Genomic DNA, 19,624 nt, shown 5'->3' with positions numbered 1-19,624 from the left:
TTCTCCCTGCTTTATATAATTATTAATTACAGCTATTTAATCCAAGCTCCATTACTTCCTAATTTATAGCCATTAATGGTTGTATCATGAGCCATAGCTCCATTTGATTCATACAAATAATAATATTTTCCATCACTATCTTCAAACCAGCCTGTTTTCATTTTCCCATCATAATCTAAGTAATACCAGTTATAACCTAGTTGCTTCCAGCCTGTCTCCATGGCTCCATTAGAATTTAAAAAATACCAATTATTATTTAAATTCAACCATCCTGTAAACATATTACCATTACTATCAAAATAATAAGTTCTTCCATATGTACTATCATAGTACCATGTATTTTTTATTGGATTCCCAAATCCATCATTATATTTCCATTTATCGCCCACCTTAATCCATTTATTTAAAGCCTTGGTATTGATATCATTGTTTTCATTGTTGTTATTTGTACTTCCATTATTAGCTGTTTGAGTGCTGTTAGCATCTCCGCTGCTTGCTGTTTTTCCATTTGTATTAGTTGTAGCACTTACATTATTAGAGGCATTTGCAGTTGTTGCTCCTCTATTTATATTTAATGTATAAGTTCTTTTTTCTTCATATTCTTGTGAAAGGCTTATTTCAATTTTATTATCACCTGGATCTAAATTTACCATCTTTTTATAGCCATCATTTTCATCTACAGTTAAATTATTAATCTTAACTGTTGTTGCACCATCATCGGGCTCTGCTTTGATTGCTATTGATTTAACATCAGCTCCTACATTTACATCATAAGTAGATTTTTCTCTATCAAAATTTAAAGGAGTATCTCCATAATCTAATTCAATAGTTTTTAAGTATATATCACCTTGAGTATCATCGCTCATTTCTTTTTCTTCTTCACTTGTATATTTCTTTACAATAACTTTATATTCTTGTTTACAATTAGTTGGTTTATTTTCATCGTACACATCATAAAGTCTTATATAAAAAGTTGTTTTTCCAGAAAAAACTGATATTGGATCACCATCATTATATACTTTTGAACTATGATCTTTAAAAATCTTAACAGTTCCATCAAAGCCACTTGTATTAAAAACAACCTTGGATCTATCGGATGAAACTTTAGCATAATAGGTTTTCTTTAGTTCCTTACTATTATCTAGTTCCTTAGTATAATTATCATTTTCATAAAGATTTATATCACCGCCACCAGAAGGCTGCATTTCTAAATCAGTTAATTCATAACTAGATGCATAAGCTGTTATAGTTCCAAAATTTAATGGATTTAATGAATTAATTACAGAAAAAGTAGCTACAGTCGCCACAGTAAATATTACATGTGTGATTCGTTTATTCATGATTCTACCTCACTTTCTATATATTATTAATTTTACCACCTTACTTATTAATTTACAATGTGTAATTGACAATGCACAAATCGGTATAAAATTCCTATTAAATTTCTCTAATATTTATTTAAGCTTTTCAGATGTTTATCTTATAATTATAAGCTAATTTATCTATGAATTTGATGCAATGTCTATAAATGCACTATATTACATGAATTTTTACGTAATATTGCAAAAAAGGACGAGGCATAGCCTCGTCCTTTATAATTGTCAATCACTTAAATTATTTAATCCAAGCTCCTGATGCACCTAATACATATCCATCAACAGTTGTGTTAGCTAACATAGCTCCTGATGCATTTAAGTAGTACCAAGTTCCGTTATCATTTAACCAACCAGTTGCCATAGCTCCTGATGATTGTAAGTAGTACCAAGTACCATTGTCATTAACCCAACCAGTAGCCATAGCTCCTGATCCATTTAAGTAGTACCAAGTTCCACCAACTTGTTGCCATCCTGTAGCCATAACACCGTCAGCTTTTAAGAAGTACCAAGCTCCACCAACGTTTACCCAGTTATTAGCAACTTTAGCGCCAGTTGCATCATAGAAGTTCCAAGTTCCGTCTGCTTGCTTGTCCCAACCAACTTTAGCTGGAGTAGGGTTAACTATTGTAGAAGCATCATCTTGTGCTTGCTTAGTTCCTTCAGTAACAGTTGTGTAAGCGTCTCCGCCATTTTGCCAAGCAATTAAGCTGTTTTCATCATATACATCTAATGAATCAAATGATCTATCAGTAGTATAAACTGTCTTGAAATCTCCAAGTTTTGTTGATTCTAAGATTTCTCCATCTTTAATAGCCCATACGTTTCCGTTAACGTCTACTGCATAGCTCTTGAACCAAGAACTATCTCCTTCAACTTTTTGGTCTTTATCTCCATTTTTAATAGCTACATGACCATCAACTTTATTACTTGAACTTCCATTTACTTCAAGTTTTGTGCTAGTTTTTAAGTCTACTCTAGTAGTCTTAACTTTTTCGCTATTTTCTCTAAATGTAGTGTAAATTGATCCATCTACAATGTAAGTCAATGTGCCTGCTGCTCCAACTTCTGAATTAGTAACTAAACATCCGTAAGCATCTGAAACATCGCCATCCCCTAAGTATTTTCCTATTAGGTAAGACTCAGTAGTTTTTGGTAAGTAAGCGTCTTTTTCAGTATCTCCTTGAGCTTTAGAGATCTTTTGAACATAATATAAAGTTTCTGAATCTGTGATTCCATCTTTTGCTGCTGAAACTGCATCTACAAATTTAGCTCCAGTAACGTGAACTTTAACTACTCTATAAATATAGTCTTTATCTTGACCTAATGTTCTTACGTATTGGATGCTATCTAATGTCACCTGTGCAGAAGTTGTTGAACTTGCTTGGTAAGTATCTGAATCCCCAAGGTTTTCTAACTTAACCATCTTATATCCATTGTATACATAAATGTTAGCATTTTTAGAACAATCAATATAAGCTCCTGATTGGTTTGTGTATCCACTGTAGCTAACTGCGCCTGAAGTAGTATTATAAGTTGTATCTGTTACTGTAGCACCTGATTGTGTAGTTGCACTATATGCATACCATACATCACCAAATCTATTGTCTTGAATTGGATCAAAAGAATAGTTTCTAGCAGAACCTAAATTTTTTCCATATCTATCTGTTTTATCTAATTTGTTTTGTAATTTAGTTAACGCAGTAGATTGGTAATCAGATACAGTATCATCATCTGAGATTGTACCTTTGTTTAAATCTACTAAATATTCATTGCTTCCATCTAATGCTGCAACTTCGTTATTATCATATTTTCCATAAGTTGGATCAATTGTATCTGCAGAATCTAACTTCTTGTCCTTATCTCCTGCATTGTAATATAATCCAGTGTCATCACCTTCAGTTCTATATCCTTGGTAAAGATACTTTCCATCTTTAAATGCTACCGCATCTTCGATTGTACCATCTTTAGTTCCTAATTTTGTTGCAGCCATTGCTGGTACTACTGACATAATAGAAGCAGCTGCTACTAATAAAGCTGTAATTTTGTTTGCTCTTTTAAACATAATTTTTCTTTCCCTCCTAAATTTATGAATTCAGATAAATTATAGCACTATTGTACAAACATGTAAAGTTCATAGTACTTATAATGTATATTCTTATATAAATAACATCATTAACAATTAATTTTATATGTAATTTATTATAAAAATACATTAGTCATTCTATAATACCACATTCTATAACATTTGTACATAATATACTACCAATTTTCATAGTTTCTTTTTATTCCTAGTATTTCCTTAGCTGTCATTAAATAATACAAACTTAAATTTTATTTTTGGTACCTTTTTAAAAAATATTTTTATTTTTTAAAAATTAATTTACTTAATGCCCTGTATGATTTTTCATACATTATATAATACAGCATAGTAATTAATATTTTGGTACCTTTTTAAGATAATTTGGAAATTATTTATTATATGTTCCTTATATTCCTCCCATATCCTAAATTGTCATTATAATATACCGTAATAAAAATTAATTTTGGTACCTTTTTCTTATAAAAACAATTTTTCTTACTAACTCTTAGTACATTTTATATTTTATTGATATGCTTATATATATATGACCTTCTCATTAGACTATTTGACCTCAAAATACTTTAATTTATTTATATGAAAATATTTACTTTTCATATTAGCTTTATTTTTCTTTGTCTATAAAAAAATAAAGTTATTCAAAAATAATAATTTACTTTTGAATAACTTTATTTTTTAGTTTATCCAAGCTCCATCATTTCCAAGCTTATATCCATCAATTTGCGTATTCTTCGCCATGGTGCCGTTGACTTGTAAGTAATAATACTTTCCAGTTAAATCTCTAATCCATCCTGTTTGCATTATACCTTCCGAATCCAAATAATACCATTCCCCATTATCATTTATCCATCCACTTTTCCTTACTCCGCTGCTATCTAAATAATACCAATGTCCATTATTTAAAAGCCATCCTGCAGCCATAGATCCATCAGTTTGTAAATAATAGTTTTTATTTGTATTTTTATCATAAAACCATGTGTTTTTTAAGAAATTACCGCTGGAATCCACATACTTCCACTTATTATTTTCTAATACCCACTGATTAAATTTAACCGAGGTCTCTGTACTTGCAGATGTATTTGCAACTGCTCCTACATTTATATTTAATGTGTAGATTCTTTGTTTATCATTTACTTCATCTTGAAGTTTTACAATAATTTTATTTTTTCCTGGCTTTAAGGACACTGTATCTTTATAGTCATCCATATCTTCTACAATTTTGTTGTTTATTTTGACTTTATATTGGGTCTTTTCAGGCTCTGCTGTTAAATCTATTTGTGAAGTATCTTCACTAAGATTTAAATCGTATACAGTTTTATCTTTATCAATATTAACCCTTGTATTATCTACTTTAAAATAATCTAGATAAATATCATCCTGGTTTTCCTTATTTTCTAGCGGATCTTCCCTATTAATATATAAAATATATGTTCTATCCTTATCTTTATTATTGTTTTCTACTTTTATTAATATAGGATTTTTACCTTTATTTAAATTTACAGTCTGCTTATAGTCCTCTTCTTTATTTGCATTTGCTCCATCAATTGTGACACTAGACATATCTCCCCCTGGAACTGCACTTATTGTCATTCTATCAACGGATTCCCCAACATTAACATCATAGTCTGAAATTTCTTTTGAAAAATCAATACTTCCTGCACTTAAATTTATATTATTCAAATAAACTTCATCGTGTTCTGCTTCCCCTCTTAATATATTTAATGTATAAATTTTATAATCTTCGTCATTTGTAACTTTTATTCTAATTATATTATTACCTTTATCTAAACTTATTACCTTTTTATAATTATCATTTTCGTCTATATAATCATTATTAATAGAAACTGTTGCATTATCATCTTTAGGTTTCGCTGTAATTTTTATTTCATCTACATCTTTATCAACTTTTGCATCATAATAATAAGTATCTTGGTCAAAATCAATATCACTTTTATTTAAAGATAAGTCTTTTAGGTAAACACTCGTGGTTTCTGATGCATATGCTTTTGCAGTAAGGTTTGAAAAATTTTCTGATAAAGTATTAGGTAATGCGCTTATAAAAGTAACAGCTATTACAAATTTAATAACTCTTTTCATTTTCGTACCTCCATTTCATTTATATTCCTGAATATATGATAATTTTATCATATTTTCTTCATGATACAATTAAAATATTATATATTAAAATAATATTATTTATGCCGAAGAAAAAGAACGTTCAATTCCTTGAACGTCCTTTATTAATTTTATTTTAATTAATCCATGCTCCATCAGAACCTAATTTATATCCACCTATTGTAGTATTAGAAGCCATAGTACCATTACTATTTAAGTAATAATATTTTCCATTTGTTAGATCTCTCATCCATCCAGTTTGCATTCTTCCTTCTCCATCTAAATAATACCAAGCTCCATTAGCTAATTGCCATCCAGTTTTTTTAGCTCCATCATTTCCTAAGTAGTACCAGCTTCCATTAAAATTTATCCAACCTGTAGCCATATTTCCATTAGCATCTACATAATAATTTTGTACCCATGTATTTTTTAATGGATTTCCTGTAGAATCATTATATTGCCATTTTCCGTTGACTTGTACCCATTGATTAGGTTTAGCTGTTGATACAGTAGTTGCAGTATTTGGAGTTGAAGAGGCTGTAGTTGTAGCGCTTGTACTAGTTGAGTCTGTAGTTGAAGAAGTACCTCCTCTAGTTATCTTCAAAGTATAAACCCTATCATCGCTGCTATCATCTTGAATTTCTACTTTTATATCATTTTCCCCTTTATCTAAATCAACTGTTTTCTTATAGTTATCAGAATCATCTACACTAGAGCCATCAATTGTAACTGTATAATTATCATCTTCTGGCGTAGCCTTAATTGATACTGAATCCACATCGCTTGCAACACTATAGTTATATGTTGTCTGTGATTTTGATAAGGAAATACTTTCACCACTTATACTAAGTTTGCTTAAGTATATATCATCATAATTATTACTATTATCACTGCTGTCGCTGCTATCACTTGCAGTACACTTTACCTTAATTGTATATTCACTTACATAACTGTCATCATCATATGTTATACTTGAATCTGGCTCTTCACTATATACTCTTACAGTAAGAGTTGTTGTTGAATCTGCTGATAAGCTGATATCACTGCTTGTCTTTTTACCCTTTGCAGAACTAGAAGTTCCCTTAAATATTCTAACATATTTTGAGCTAGGTCCACTTGTGCTTATATCAATAGTGCTAGCTGAAGTTTTAGCATAGTATGTTTTGCCATCTTCTACACTATCACTATCTACTTTGTTATCACTAGCATAATCACTATCACTATAAAGCTTTATAGTGCTGCCGCTTGTAGTTTCTAATTTTAAACTATTAAGTGTATCAGTGTCATTACTTGCTGCATAAGCCTTAGTAGTTAATAAATTAACATTTGTTACAGGTGCTACCGCTGACATAGCACCTATTGCTAATGTTATAGCAATTAATTTTTTTAGATTCTTATTCATAATTTATTCCTCCATTTTTATAATCCTCATAGTATCCTCTTTAATATATTAATTTTACCACTCTAATCATAGTTGTCCATATTTATATCCTTAATTTTCCCTTAATTTGCAGTTGTAGCTGATTATCTTATTTATTTTTAGAGATTTTTAACTAACTAGTACCCCATTCGTATCAATTTGATATCCATTAATTACTGTATTTTTAATCATTTTTCCTGTTGAATCTAGGTAATACCACTTTCCATCTGAATTTTCAAGCCAGCCTGTCTTCATAGCGCCACTGTTGTCAAGGTAATACCAGTTTCCTGTTGAATCCTCTAACCACCCCATTTGCATTACTCCACTTTTATTTAGATAATACCAATTTTTATCTAAACATACCCAACCTGTTTGCATCTCTCCATTTGTGCTAAAATAGTACCAGCTATTATTGTTGTTAAGCCAGCCTGTAGCCATGATTCCATCTTCTTTTAAATAGTAACTCTTTCCAGTATTTTTATCGAACCACCATTGATTTTTTAAAGGTTCTCCAGTACCATCTATATACTTCCATTTTCCATCAATTCTCTGCCATGAGTTAAATGTGCCTACACTATTTGCAGCTGTAGTATTTTGACCACTAGAGGACTGGCTTGTACTTACTTGACTTGAAGAGTTAGTTGAAGTTGCTACACTTCCTCTATATACATTTAATGTATATGTCTTTTTTTCATCATCACTTTCAACATCTATTTTTATTGTATTATTTCCTTTATCTAGCTTTATAGTTTGTTCAAAGTTATTATCTTGATCTACAGAATAATCATTAATTGATACTGAGTAATCCGTATCTTCTGGAGTTGCCCTAACAAGTAATTCTTCAACATTATCATTAACATTTACATTATACGACATTTGATCCTTTGAAAAATCGATACTGCCATTACTCAAATAAATACTTGATAAATATGCATGCTGTGCAAATGCTTCCTCATCAGAAACAACAACTGGCTTTTTTACATGAAGAATATAAGTTGCTTCAGAATCAGTTACATCTCCATTTCCATAAGCCTCTTCATATGCTGCTTCACTTTTATAAGTTCTTAAATAAATATCTGCGTAAGTAGAATCAACTTTAATATACGCTCCAACATCTTGACCTTGTTCAGTTTTACTGCCTGAAGTAAATTGTTTAACAACATATCCATTTCCTTGTACACTGGCAGATATTTGAAGTCCATCAGCACCTGTAAGATCAACATAATAATCTTTGCTTTCTGTCAGCGAACTTTGATCGCTACCATAAGTATCACCAAATTGAATTTCACTTCCAGTACTTCTTGTTAAGGTTAATGAATTTAATTCCCCATTACTTGCACTATTATACGTTGCTGCATGGGCTCCAATACTTCCTAATATGAAATTATTTTCTGGTAAAAATCCTGAAATCGTTCCAATTACAAGAGTTGCCGCAATTATATATTTGATTTTTTTATGCATAATCTTCCTCCTAGAATATTATTTAAATTATATAACATTTTTTATTCTTATAAACTTCTAATGTTCCATATATGATTTATACAGATAGTCATAATTAACGATTATTATATAGTTATAATATCATAATTTAAATTAATTATAAATATATAACTATATTTCTATATAAATCTAATGATACTACATAGTTCTAAACTTTTTGTTATATAATTATTAATTTTTTATAAATCTTTATATTCTAGAAGATTTATACTATCAATGCACCACTATCATTTTATCCATAAGTTTTGCATAATACTCTTTATCATCATTTAATTTCACTGTATCTCCATTATATCCGCCACGCAAATCAGGTGTATCCCGATTTGAGAATTTAATTTTTAACGATTTTAGTTCTCCAGTACTTGGAGAATATGTAGATGCATAAGCTAATTTTGTTTCCAGAAAATACGCTCCTAATATAACAGGTGAAACTGTAGAAATAACATTAACAGCAAAGATTATTGTTATTATTTTTTTATGTTTTTATTCATAAAATCCCTTCCTACCTAATACAATATAACTCATCCAAAGATAGTTATATCATTACATAAAATAATTTTACCAGCGTTTTTATATGAAATCTAAATATTTCATGCATTAATAATGTTATTTTTTCAAATAATAAAATGTAACTAATCTTTTGCTTATTTTGTTATGTTGTAGCTTTAAAGAAATAGAACTACAGATTAATTTTAAAATTATTATTTTAGGAGTGATGCTATGAGTAAGGAAAACAGATACTCTAATCCAGCACCTGAAGATTACACTGTGGAAAATATCACCACTACAACAACTGAAAATCCAAATACCCATAAAGCAAATCAAAATAATCAGTTGCACTCAAAGATTTATTCGCGTCCATCTGAAGGTGTAGGGGAAGGGAAAAATAATTCAAATTCTTCTAAACCACATCCCGTAACTGGCTCTATAACTGAGAATAATGATGAAGCCTTTGAATTCAAAGAATATAATTCATATAGAAAATAATTCAAAAATTTAGGAGGGATTAATATGAGTAAAGAAAAAAATCCATATGGTCAAGCACAAAACCTTACCCCACAAGAACAAATCCCAGAAGTTCATTCATCAGAACCTGGTGCTTCTGATATCGAAAAATTAAAGAAACTTTATCTTCCAAGTTCAAAGGCTGACAACCGTCCAAGTGAAGAAAGCATTGAAAAAGCAAATGGTTTAAATTCTTCCAAGCCTGATACTTTAATGTAAGAACTATTCATATATAAATTTAAAATAAATATTGACTATAACTAGGAGTGATTATTATGAATGAAGAAAAGAAAACGTATATTCCTACTCCAACAGATGTTTCTGCTGAAAAATTATCTGAAGAAATTTCTAATAATGAAAATATAGGAAAGACTACTGATTCAGGTGAAAGGAATGCTAGGAGTAAAAATAATGCAAATATTTCTAGAACAAACTTAGATACAGAACTTATTGATGTAAACGCTGATGGTGATGATGATGAATCAAAATACAGTGATTTAATGTAAAAATTAAACTAGGAGTGATTATTATGAGTAAAGAAAAAGTACCTTTTACTTCTGATGTAGGAGATGATGATAACGATGCCTTTGTTAATCCTTATCTACCAAAGATGAGAACTAATTATCACCCAAGTGATGAAGACGTAGAAAGTGGAACTGGCGTAGATTTCCCAATAAACATGCCAAATCCAGCAGTAGACTCAATTGTTGTAAATAACATATCTAATGCAGAATTTGATTATACACAAGATATGCTTTCTCCTGATAATAATGATGTAGATGAAGATTAATTTAAAAATAAACAAAAAATTACTTAAACTTCTGAATAATTTTATCATTGCTGGATAGAATAATATCTGTACCCCATAATACTCAGGCACTAAAGTTTATCATTTTAATTTAGTGCTTATTTCCAAAAGAAACTCCCAATAAACGCAAGAGGTTTATTGGGAGTTTTTTTATTTCTTAAGTATGCAAATATACGTACAACATTTACTGGATTTAAGCGTATATACAAGGTAGAAATGAGATACATGTTTATGGAGCAGACATTTGAAAATGAGCTGTTAAAAGCACTTAAAGGAAGGTTGTTCCGATTTAGCTTGTCAAACTAAAGTTGGAGCAAGCTAAATTGGTGACAACCTTCCTTTTTAGTGCTTTCAGCGGCATTTTCATAGTTCTGCGGAATAAACATGTATCTCATTTCGGTTGTTATACGCTTAAATCCTGGTCACATGTTGTATATCATATTATTTTCCAAGGGTCCAGTTTTCTTGGGTTGCATATATTGAAACTCCATCTTTTTCACTTGTTTCGTAAATGCTTACTCCGTTTGAAATTAAATTATTATAAGCGCTCCCCTTTTCAATGTCTTCCTTAGCTCTGCTTATTACTCCTATAGCTGGTTTCAAATAGTTTATAAAATCTGAAGTTGACGATGTATCAAAACCATGATGAGGTACTTTTAATACATCAACTTTTCTTCCTTTTAATAAATCATTTTGCCAGAAATCTTTTTCTGAATTCCATTCCATATCAGCTGTAAATAGCTCTTGCAAATCTCCATAATTTAAGTATACGATGGCTGAGTTTTCATTGATTCCCCAATAATCTCCTGCAGCTTTTGAGCTTCCTATTGGTCCAAAGTTTTTATCTGACTCCACGAACTGTAGGATTTTATCTTTATCTATAAAGTCATCTTTCTTTGTATTCGTAAATTCCATATTACTTTCTTTCATGGCCTTTGCCGCATCATTGTAAACTTCATAATCTTTTTTCATCATTTGAACATCAGCAGCATTTTCTTTTGTAACTGTTATGTAAGAATACCAATCTTTCATTTTTGCATTATCAGGCATATAAACTTTTTTTACTTTAAAATTTTCCAAAATAGAGGCTAGTCCACCAATATGATCAGAATGTCCATGAGTAATTACAATATAATCAATTATTCCTTTTCCATCTTCCTCTTTAAGCTTCTGATTCTTTAGAAAATTAACTACTTGTCTGGAAGTTTCTGGAGTTCCAGTATCAATTAGTGCAGTTTCTCCATTTGGTAATTTAATGAATGCGCAATCAGCTCTTCCAACATTTAGATGTTTAATAAATAGATAATCTTTCATTTCAGCAGGACCTATGTATTTGCCACTTGAATCAAAATTTTCTGCTTCATTATCTATAATTGCATAACCAGTTGCGAGGCTGCTGTCTGCCTTAACATAATACTTATTGTTTTTTGTCTTTACCCATTGATCTGCAATCATTATCCCGCTTTCATCTGAATAATATAGTCTTCCTTCATTAAAATAAAATCCAGTTTGAAGAATTCCACTTGATCCAAAAAAGTACCAATTATTACCTATGTACTTTTTCCCAACAGACATTATCCCTTCATCATTTGAATAATATTTATATCCATTTTCTTTAAACCAGCCTGTCTGCATTATTCCATCTTTATCTAAATGGTACCAGTTATAATTAATATATTTCCAGCCAGTTTGCTTAACTCCAGCTTCATCAAAATAGTACCATAGCTTGTCAATTTGTTTCCATCCTGTAACCGCAGAATAATCTTTATCTAAATAATACTCATTTTCATTAGCTGCATTAGGATTTTCATCTTTTTCCTTAAACCAGCCTGTCTTTTTTAAGACACCATCTTTAGTTACATAATATAATTTTCCATGAACATTTTCCCACGCTGGAAGTTTTTCTACTAATGATACACCTGCAGCATTATTACCTAGCCCAGTATTTGACACTGTTTTTGGTAAATTAGTCCCCGAACTATTTGGTGAGGTTGCTACTCCACTCTTTGTATCCAAATTATTCGAACTAGAATTAGTTACATCTTTATTATTATCTTCTACTACTGTACTTTGATTTACTTTATCTTCTGCTTTTGCAATAGTTCCCATAAAAGATATACATAAAAATAGAATCATTGGAACTATTAAAAATACCTTTTTAAAATTATTTTGCATAACCTTGCTGCCTCCTTAATACTCATAAGGCACATTATACCCCATAATGAATTTTGTTTCAATTTTCCATCAATGTATATATTCCACTTCTCTACATTTAAATTGCCTATCATTAGTTTTAGATGGTTTTTCTACTTAGTTCAATATACACTAATGCAAATTCTATCTTTTTTATCAGGCATATGAAAAAATTAAATATTTAAAAATCCTTTTCCTCTGACTTCTGATATATCAATTATTGTTATAAATGCATTTGGGTCAATTCTATGCACAGCCGTCTTTAATTCAACCATTTGATGTGAACTTACAATACAATAAAGCATTTTCTTTTTGTCATGAGTGTACTCACCTTCTGCAAATAATGAGGTTATTCCGCGGTTAAGATCCTTTATTACATATTCAATAATTTCCTCTTCTTTTCTAGTTACAATAAGAAGAAGCTTCCTACTATTAAATCCCTTTAATACTTTATCAAGAACCATGCTTTGAATAAACAGTGAAATAATTGTATATAATGCTTGTTGAAGTCCAAAAATTATTGCTCCTAGCGTAACAATAACTAGATTAAGTGAAAATCCTAAAGCACCTATATTAAAATTTGAGTATTTTTTCCTTATTAACATAATAACAATATCAAGTCCACCTGTTGAACCATGTCTCAAAAATACTATTCCCAAACCAATACCTAATAGAACTCCTCCATATATACAAAAAATAAGTAAGTCATTTTCCATGTTAATTAGGTATACTAAAGGTTTTGTTATAATGAGTGAAACTGAAAAGCATAGCATTCCTATTGTTGTATATAAAGTAAAACATCTATCAAATTTTTTATAGCTTAATATAATTAATGGTATATTAATTATAAATACACCAACACCAGCTGGAATCCTAAGAGTATACTCCAAAATCAAAGCTATACCTGTAGCACCACCACTTAGGAGCTTTGCATGTACTAAAAATAGATTTACTCCCATAGATGCTATCATACAGCCTAAAAATATAAAAAATACATCAACTACATTTCCTTTATACTTATAATAATACGCTCCCATTTAAATACTCCTTACAGTTTGAATATAATTACAAAATATAATTGTATATTCAATCAGCCGTATTTTCAACAACACATCTTTTCTTTCTACAAATAGTCTTTGTGATTTTGCAAACAATTATTAATAATTTTATCTTTATATCAAAATTTAATTGGATTGATTATAAAATAATTATAATTCAGTAGTATTATTTATAAAAAAGAAATAAGGAACGAAACAATTGCTGTCAATGTAAACAGCCAATATAAACTAGCTAGGCTTAAAAATTAAGCCCATATCTACAAAATATTTCCTAAGACATTAGAAAAATTTTATATTTGTCTTGTACAATAACATTATAACTATTCAATAAAAAAACCTTAAGGTTATTTTATAAATCAAATGATTCATTAAAGAAAGGATGGTGAAATGTTATTTTTTAATTTTTAAATATACGTGTTCATCACGCATTTGTGCAACCGTTTGCGAAAAGTGAGCAAAAATTTATTTATTAGGAGTGATATCAAAATGAGAAAAAAATTATTATCCAGGTTAATTGCTTCAGGTTTATTCTTAAGCCTAAACTTCCTCCCCGCGCCTTTTATAGATTTTAGCACGGGAAGAATTTCAACAGCAGCTTATGCTGCAACCAGTACCGCTCTGCCATCCAATACTAAAGATGGAACCATTCTTCATGCCTTTGACTGGTCTTTTACAACTATAAAGAATGAGCTTCCAAACATAGCAGCAGCAGGATATAAATCAGTTCAGGTATCTCCTGTACAGGGAACAAAAAGTACAAGCAAAGATCCAAGTCAATGGTGGTTATTATATCAGCCAACAAATCAATCAGTTGGTAATGCCCAACTTGGAACCTACGATGACTTCAAGGCACTCTGCAGTGAAGCTGATAAATATGGTATTTCAATTGTTGTAGATGTAGTAATGAATCATATGGCTAATAACGGAAATCCAGATCAATTAGATTCCAGTGTAGATCCTAGCTTTCAAGATTCCAGCCTATATCATAATCAAGGACAATGCAGTAATTGGAACAATAGATATGATATAACACAAAAAGGCATAGGTATGCCGGACTTAAATACTCAAAGCTCTGCTGTTCAAAATAAAGCAATTACTTTCTTAAATCAATGTGTAGATGCGGGAGCTGATGGATTCCGTTTTGATGCAGCTAAGCATATTGAAACTAATATCGGCATCGATTCCAATCAGTCTTGGGCAGGAAATTACTGGACGAACGTTTTAGGTAATCTGCACAATAAATCAAATTTATTTATATATGGTGAAATCTTACAAGATGGATCAGTAGATAATATTGGAGCTTATGAATCATTTATGAATGTTACTGCAAGTAATTTTGGCGGCTCAGTGAGAAGTGCAGTAACTTCAACAAATTTAAGTTCACTTGGCACTACTTTAGGAGGAGTTGATTCAACTAAAGCAGTAGACTTTGTAGAGACTCATGATACTTATGAAGATGGAACAAGTAAATCTTTAACAGATACTCAAAGAAAACTTGGCTGGGCTATAGTTGCTGCTCGTGCAAATACTACACCATTATTCTTTGACAGACCTACTGGCAGTATAGGAGCTGAAGGTGATGGTCTTTGGAAAGATCCTGATATAGCAGCAATTAATAAATTCCATAATGCAATGATAGGACAAAGTGAATACTTGAGATGGACAAACAATAATACAACAATGTTAATAGATAGAGGAAGTATTGGTACTGTGATAATCAATGATGGAGGAAGCACATCTGTTAACTCTCCTACAAATTTAGCAAATGGTACTTATACTAATAAAGGTAGTGCAAATTGTACTTTAACTGTTTCAAATGGAACTATATCTGGAAACATTCCTGCTAATTCAGTAGTTGTTCTTTATGATGGATCAACACCTCCACCACCTGTTAATTATGCACCGCATTCAGGTTATAAAGTTGACTATGATAGCAGTACTCTAGTTCAAGGTAACAGTTTCACAATATACTACAACGGTTCTTTAGCAAATTCAAGCTCAATGAAATTACATTGGGGATATAATGGATTTACAAATCCAACAGATGTTACTATGACTAAACGTTCAGATGGATTCTGGGCAGCAACTATTACAATCCCTTCATCAGCTACAAAACTAGATTTTGATTTTACTAATGGCTCTAGTTGGGATAATAACTCCAGCAAAGATTGGCACTTACAAGTATGGTCATCATCAGTTCCAGTTCAAGTTAACCCTGCTCCAACAGCAGGTAAATCAACTACTGTATACTATAATGGAAGCTTAGCGGCTGGTTCCTCTTCAATAACTTTACATTGGGGATATAACGGATTCACAAATCCAGCAGATGTTACTATGACTAAACAATCTGATGGAAGATGGGCAGCAGCAATAAACCTTCCATCAGGAAGCTCTGATTTAAATATGGCATTCAAGAGTAATTCAGGGGCTTGGGATAGCAACAACTCAGCTAACTATAACTATTCTGTAGCTCAATAATTTTCATATAAACTTAATTTACTCCTCTAAAATTATGAATCACACATTAAGGTAATTATATAATCTACTTAATGTGTGATTCTTTTTTTAATATTATTCAATTAATCCATCAATTCTACTATAAAAAATTCGATTGTAGCGCCATTATATTCGTTATTATATGCTGAAATTTCTCCTTGATAGTTTTGAACAATTTTTTTAGCTATATATAATCCTAAACCAAAATGGTTTTTGTATGACTCACTTTGATAAAATGCTGAAAATAATTTGTGTGTATCTTTTTCTTTAAAGCCTGTTCCGGTATCTATGCACTTAAAATAAATTCTGCCTTCAGTATTCTCATCATATACAATCAGCTTTATCCTACCACTGTTTGTGAATCTAAGGCTATTATGCAGTATGTTATCTAATACACGATTTAGCATTGATTCATCCAACATATAATATTTTTTACTTAAGTTCACATCAAATTGAAATTCTATATTTTTCTTATTTGCTAAAGATAATAACTCCCTCTTTTTTTCTATGAGTAATTTATTTAAATCAACTTTTTGTATCCTAAATAAAAAATTCAAATTATCTACTTTATATATTAGAGATAGGTTATCTGTAAGCTTGACCATTTTATCGCAATTTCTTTTAATTGTTTCTATATAATCATCGATAGAAAAATTCTCTTCATCCTTTAATTCACTTATGAGTTCCAACTCTCCATTTATTACTGTTATTGGAGTTCTTATATCATGTGCTATCGATGATGTAATCATTTTTCTTTCATTTTCTAATTTAGATAAACCTTCAATTGTTTCTTTCAATGCATTTATCATCTTATTGAACGAATCTTGTATGGTTTTAAATTCTTTTCCTTGAAGTCCTTTAATTTCAAATAAATAATTTCCTTCTGATATTTCTCCTGCTGCATTAAGTAATATTTGAATGTTTTTTGATATAGATTTATATAACTTTTTTGTGAATAGAAATAAATACATGATAAAGAAAATAACTGGAGATGCAATTAAAGTAATATATATAGCTACAATATCTGGCCTTTCATGAATATTATTTGTTATGTATCCAAAGGGAGCTCTTAAGACATAAATATATCTTATGCAATTGTCTTGTACTAACGGTATACATCTATATACATAATTATCTTTAACTGTATTTATCTCCATAGATTTTAATACATCTATATTTTTATTTACTATATCAGCATCTCCAAATAAATGATTCCCATTAATATCTACAACTTCCCCTTGGATTTTATCCGAATATGAATTCAAATCTACCAAGCGCCCTTGAAGCACCGAATCTATATTTCTTATAATTCCATCTTCTATTTCATTTAAATATTTCTCATAGTAGTCCGCTGTTTTCATATAATTAGTAGATATAAATAAAAATACAACCAAAAGTGCATATGCAACTATCGTTGATATAAAAGTATACGAAAATATTTTTATAACCAATAAATAAAAATCGCTTTTAATGGTTTTGTTACTTAGCATCCGTAACCTCCCATTTATAACCAAAGCCGTAAACTGTCGTTATATATGAAGTATTAGGATCTGCTTCTTTAATTTTTCTTCTTATATTCTTTATACTTTCTGTAACAGTTTCTAAATAACTCTCTGAATCAATTCCCCATACTTTATTAAATATCTGCTCTTTAGAAAACATTATATTTTTGTTTAACATAAAGAATTCAATTATCTCATATTCTTTCTTTCTGAGCTTTAGTTTCGTTCCAGAGCAAAAGACTTCCTTAGTTAAAATGTCAATAATCATATTTTTAGAGCTCAAAATATAATTTTTGTTTTGTGAAATTCTTTCCTCTCTCCTTAAATGACATTCAATTCTTGCCATTAATTCCTTTAATCCAAATGGTTTTGTAATATAGTCATCCCCACCAACTGCAAGAGCACTAACCTTATCTTCCTCTAAATTTTTTGCACTTAAAAATATTATAGGACAATTAATCTTATCCCGAATTATACTACAAATCTCTATACCATCTACGTTATTCATCATTATATCAAGTATTATTAGGTCAAATTTATTTTCAAGGATAATTTTTAAAGCTTCAACACCATCTTCATATGTTTCAACATAATAATTATGTGCCTCGAGGTACCTTTTTATCATACTGCAAATATCATCATTATCATCTACTACTAATATTCTTTTTTGTTCCATAATACTTCACCTTATTTTTTATTTAGTCATTCCTAGTCCTGCGAATTTTAAACCTCTTGTAAGGAGAATGCACAGTCCCAGGGAGTCTTCTTCCCATTTTCAATTGCCAGCAATGTTAATATTATTCCTGTTACTCCATCAATAATGCCGATATAGTCAAGGTAGTCCATACCTTCTTCACTCTTCTCCATATTGTAAAATCCAAAGGGTGCCTTTTCATCATATAACTCTAATATTTTATCTGTTAAATCTATTGCCGCTTTTTTAAAATCTTGCTGTTTAGTCACCTCATAAAATCTATTAGAAATATAAGCTATTCCAGAAAAGCCATGGCAAAATGTTGGAGAGTAAATATCTCTAAGTCTATTTATTGCACCTTTCATTGCGTTAACTGCTTCATCTATATATTCCATGTTATTTAAATATTTTCCTGCTATAAGTACAGAATAAGCTGCTCCAGGAGTTCCATAACACCAGGCATCTCTGCTATTTGTACTATTAACCTTACCTTCTCTATATTCCTCTAGAGATATGTGTGACCCCCAGTAATTTTCCTTATCGTTACTTATATGAAACTTTATAAGAAAGTCTACTAATTTATTGATACTATCATCTTGATCTTCTAAATGAATACCACATTTTGTAGAATTACATAAAACAAGGAGCATGCCAGGTACCCCATGAGATAGGCCTATATTAAAGCAGCCTTCTGGCCAAAGCTTTTGATCCACCTTCGAAAATTGATTTTCAGCCGAAATATACCATCCTGGAAGCACTAATCCATTAATAGTTTTATCTTTACATAATTCAATTATATATCCGACAATCAATCTCAGAGCTTGTTTCATTTCTTCATTGTTAGGAAATAACATACAGTAATTAGCTATTCCACATACCCCTTCAATGACATCATAATCAGACATGTTGAGAGATTCCTTATTTCTTAATATTTCTATAAACCCCGGTATATTTTCTTCGATAAAAGAATTCATGCTGGAAATAAAATTTCCGTATCTGCTTCTATTGTTTGATAGACATACGGCAGAAAGCCCTATTCCAGAAACACCACTAAACATGGAAAGTGATGTAATCCCCTTTTCTTCTATATACTCTCCCATTCTCTTCATGTATTCATGTCCTATTACATCCCAGCCTTGTTCTGGGTACTGCTCATTCAATTCCCCATACAATACACAAAGTGCAGGTATTCCGTGACTTAAGCTTAATTCATTAAAAGGGTTTAAAAAGTTTCCCTCAAAGTTTATATAATTCTTCTCATTATTAACTATCTCTTTTACTTTTTCATAATCCGATAGCTTTTCTCCTATATCCCAAACTATATTCCTTACACTTCTATTTCTCATTTTTCTCCCCCAT

At 30.4% G+C, this 19,624-nt stretch carries 15 protein-coding genes; 5 read left to right on the top strand and 10 right to left on the bottom strand.

Annotated features, from left to right (window positions below; translation table 11 throughout):
- Nucleotides 1-32: 32 nt before the first annotated feature.
- The 5 genes from COL3_RS05320 to COL3_RS05300 all read right to left on the bottom strand — a co-directional run bounded on the left by COL3_RS05320 (nucleotide 33) and on the right by COL3_RS05300 (nucleotide 8,470).
- A complete protein-coding gene (locus COL3_RS05320) occupies nucleotides 33-1,340 on the bottom strand; it encodes a cadherin-like beta sandwich domain-containing protein (RefSeq protein ID WP_008429171.1) in 1,308 nt (435 codons plus the stop codon).
- A gap of 274 nt (nucleotides 1,341-1,614) precedes the next feature.
- Nucleotides 1,615-3,438 carry an N-acetylmuramoyl-L-alanine amidase family protein gene (locus COL3_RS05315; protein ID WP_008429173.1) on the bottom strand — a complete coding sequence of 608 codons (1,824 nt, stop codon included), beginning with the start codon at nucleotides 3,436-3,438 and terminating at the stop codon, nucleotides 1,615-1,617.
- Between the two features lie 711 nt (nucleotides 3,439-4,149).
- Nucleotides 4,150-5,571 carry a cadherin-like beta sandwich domain-containing protein gene (locus tag COL3_RS05310; RefSeq protein WP_008429174.1) on the bottom strand — a complete coding sequence of 474 codons (1,422 nt, stop codon included), beginning with the start codon at nucleotides 5,569-5,571 and terminating at the stop codon, nucleotides 4,150-4,152.
- A gap of 154 nt (nucleotides 5,572-5,725) precedes the next feature.
- The gene (locus tag COL3_RS05305; RefSeq protein WP_008429177.1) at nucleotides 5,726-6,991 is read right to left on the bottom strand and encodes a cadherin-like beta sandwich domain-containing protein; all 1,266 of its coding nucleotides are present in this window, start codon (nucleotides 6,989-6,991) and stop codon (nucleotides 5,726-5,728) included.
- Nucleotides 6,992-7,138: 147 nt separating this feature from the next.
- Nucleotides 7,139-8,470, bottom strand: a complete 1,332-nt coding sequence (locus tag COL3_RS05300) for a cadherin-like beta sandwich domain-containing protein (RefSeq protein ID WP_008429179.1) — start codon at nucleotides 8,468-8,470, stop codon at nucleotides 7,139-7,141.
- Nucleotides 8,471-9,229: 759 nt separating this feature from the next.
- Between COL3_RS05300 and COL3_RS05295 the strand changes: the two genes are divergently transcribed.
- The 4 genes from COL3_RS05295 to COL3_RS05280 are packed head-to-tail and all read left to right on the top strand — an operon-like array spanning nucleotide 9,230 to nucleotide 10,304.
- Nucleotides 9,230-9,496: a hypothetical protein gene (locus COL3_RS05295; protein ID WP_008429181.1), complete on the top strand. Its 267-nt coding sequence runs from the start codon at nucleotides 9,230-9,232 to the stop codon at nucleotides 9,494-9,496.
- A 24-nt stretch (nucleotides 9,497-9,520) separates the two neighbouring features.
- A complete protein-coding gene (locus COL3_RS05290; RefSeq protein WP_008429183.1) occupies nucleotides 9,521-9,733 on the top strand; it encodes a hypothetical protein in 213 nt (70 codons plus the stop codon).
- 56 nt (nucleotides 9,734-9,789) lie between these two features.
- Nucleotides 9,790-10,020: a hypothetical protein gene (locus COL3_RS05285; protein WP_008429185.1), complete on the top strand. Its 231-nt coding sequence runs from the start codon at nucleotides 9,790-9,792 to the stop codon at nucleotides 10,018-10,020.
- 23 nt (nucleotides 10,021-10,043) lie between these two features.
- Nucleotides 10,044-10,304 carry a hypothetical protein gene (locus COL3_RS05280; protein WP_008429187.1) on the top strand — a complete coding sequence of 87 codons (261 nt, stop codon included), beginning with the start codon at nucleotides 10,044-10,046 and terminating at the stop codon, nucleotides 10,302-10,304.
- A 459-nt stretch (nucleotides 10,305-10,763) separates the two neighbouring features.
- Here COL3_RS05280 and COL3_RS05275 read toward each other — a convergent pair whose 3' ends face one another.
- A complete protein-coding gene (locus COL3_RS05275) occupies nucleotides 10,764-12,497 on the bottom strand; it encodes an MBL fold metallo-hydrolase (protein ID WP_008429189.1) in 1,734 nt (577 codons plus the stop codon).
- 191 nt (nucleotides 12,498-12,688) lie between these two features.
- Complete coding sequence (locus tag COL3_RS05270) at nucleotides 12,689-13,552, bottom strand: YitT family protein (protein WP_008429191.1); 864 nt, start codon at nucleotides 13,550-13,552, stop codon at nucleotides 12,689-12,691.
- Nucleotides 13,553-14,059: 507 nt separating this feature from the next.
- Between COL3_RS05270 and COL3_RS05265 the strand changes: the two genes are divergently transcribed.
- Complete coding sequence (locus COL3_RS05265) at nucleotides 14,060-16,051, top strand: carbohydrate-binding protein (RefSeq protein ID WP_008429193.1); 1,992 nt, start codon at nucleotides 14,060-14,062, stop codon at nucleotides 16,049-16,051.
- Between the two features lie 101 nt (nucleotides 16,052-16,152).
- Here the strand turns inward: COL3_RS05265 and COL3_RS05260 are convergent, their stop codons facing one another.
- The 3 genes from COL3_RS05260 to COL3_RS05250 are packed head-to-tail and all read right to left on the bottom strand — an operon-like array spanning nucleotide 16,153 to nucleotide 19,611.
- Complete coding sequence (locus tag COL3_RS05260; protein ID WP_008429195.1) at nucleotides 16,153-17,559, bottom strand: HAMP domain-containing sensor histidine kinase; 1,407 nt, start codon at nucleotides 17,557-17,559, stop codon at nucleotides 16,153-16,155.
- Nucleotides 17,549-18,247: a response regulator transcription factor gene (locus COL3_RS05255; RefSeq protein ID WP_008429196.1), complete on the bottom strand. Its 699-nt coding sequence runs from the start codon at nucleotides 18,245-18,247 to the stop codon at nucleotides 17,549-17,551. The genes COL3_RS05260 and COL3_RS05255 overlap by 11 nt, the downstream gene beginning before the upstream one ends.
- A 47-nt stretch (nucleotides 18,248-18,294) precedes the next feature.
- Nucleotides 18,295-19,611, bottom strand: a complete 1,317-nt coding sequence (locus tag COL3_RS05250) for a lanthionine synthetase C family protein (RefSeq protein WP_008429197.1) — start codon at nucleotides 19,609-19,611, stop codon at nucleotides 18,295-18,297.
- Nucleotides 19,612-19,624: the final 13 nt, after the last annotated feature.

The sequence above is a fragment of the Clostridium sp. LS genome (assembly GCF_002760435.1).
GTDB lineage: Bacteria > Bacillota > Clostridia > Clostridiales > Clostridiaceae > Clostridium.
The sequence above is the reverse complement of the archived record's forward strand: the minus strand, read 5'-3'. Positions and strand labels throughout refer to the sequence as shown.

Bases quoted from the DNA above. Each gene is read 5' to 3' on its own strand.
- COL3_RS05320 (WP_008429171.1), bottom strand. From the start codon at position 1,340: ATGAATAAACGAATCACACATGTAATATTTACTGTGGCGACTGTAGCT.
- COL3_RS05315 (WP_008429173.1), bottom strand. From the start codon at position 3,438: ATGTTTAAAAGAGCAAACAAAATTACAGCTTTATTAGTAGCAGCTGCT.
- COL3_RS05310 (WP_008429174.1), bottom strand. From the start codon at position 5,571: ATGAAAAGAGTTATTAAATTTGTAATAGCTGTTACTTTTATAAGCGCA.
- COL3_RS05305 (WP_008429177.1), bottom strand. From the start codon at position 6,991: ATGAATAAGAATCTAAAAAAATTAATTGCTATAACATTAGCAATAGGT.
- COL3_RS05300 (WP_008429179.1), bottom strand. From the start codon at position 8,470: ATGCATAAAAAAATCAAATATATAATTGCGGCAACTCTTGTAATTGGA.
- COL3_RS05295 (WP_008429181.1), top strand. From the start codon at position 9,230: ATGAGTAAGGAAAACAGATACTCTAATCCAGCACCTGAAGATTACACT.
- COL3_RS05290 (WP_008429183.1), top strand. From the start codon at position 9,521: ATGAGTAAAGAAAAAAATCCATATGGTCAAGCACAAAACCTTACCCCA.
- COL3_RS05285 (WP_008429185.1), top strand. From the start codon at position 9,790: ATGAATGAAGAAAAGAAAACGTATATTCCTACTCCAACAGATGTTTCT.
- COL3_RS05280 (WP_008429187.1), top strand. From the start codon at position 10,044: ATGAGTAAAGAAAAAGTACCTTTTACTTCTGATGTAGGAGATGATGAT.
- COL3_RS05275 (WP_008429189.1), bottom strand. From the start codon at position 12,497: ATGCAAAATAATTTTAAAAAGGTATTTTTAATAGTTCCAATGATTCTA.
- COL3_RS05270 (WP_008429191.1), bottom strand. From the start codon at position 13,552: ATGGGAGCGTATTATTATAAGTATAAAGGAAATGTAGTTGATGTATTT.
- COL3_RS05265 (WP_008429193.1), top strand. From the start codon at position 14,060: ATGAGAAAAAAATTATTATCCAGGTTAATTGCTTCAGGTTTATTCTTA.
- COL3_RS05260 (WP_008429195.1), bottom strand. From the start codon at position 17,559: ATGCTAAGTAACAAAACCATTAAAAGCGATTTTTATTTATTGGTTATA.
- COL3_RS05255 (WP_008429196.1), bottom strand. From the start codon at position 18,247: ATGGAACAAAAAAGAATATTAGTAGTAGATGATAATGATGATATTTGC.
- COL3_RS05250 (WP_008429197.1), bottom strand. From the start codon at position 19,611: ATGAGAAATAGAAGTGTAAGGAATATAGTTTGGGATATAGGAGAAAAG.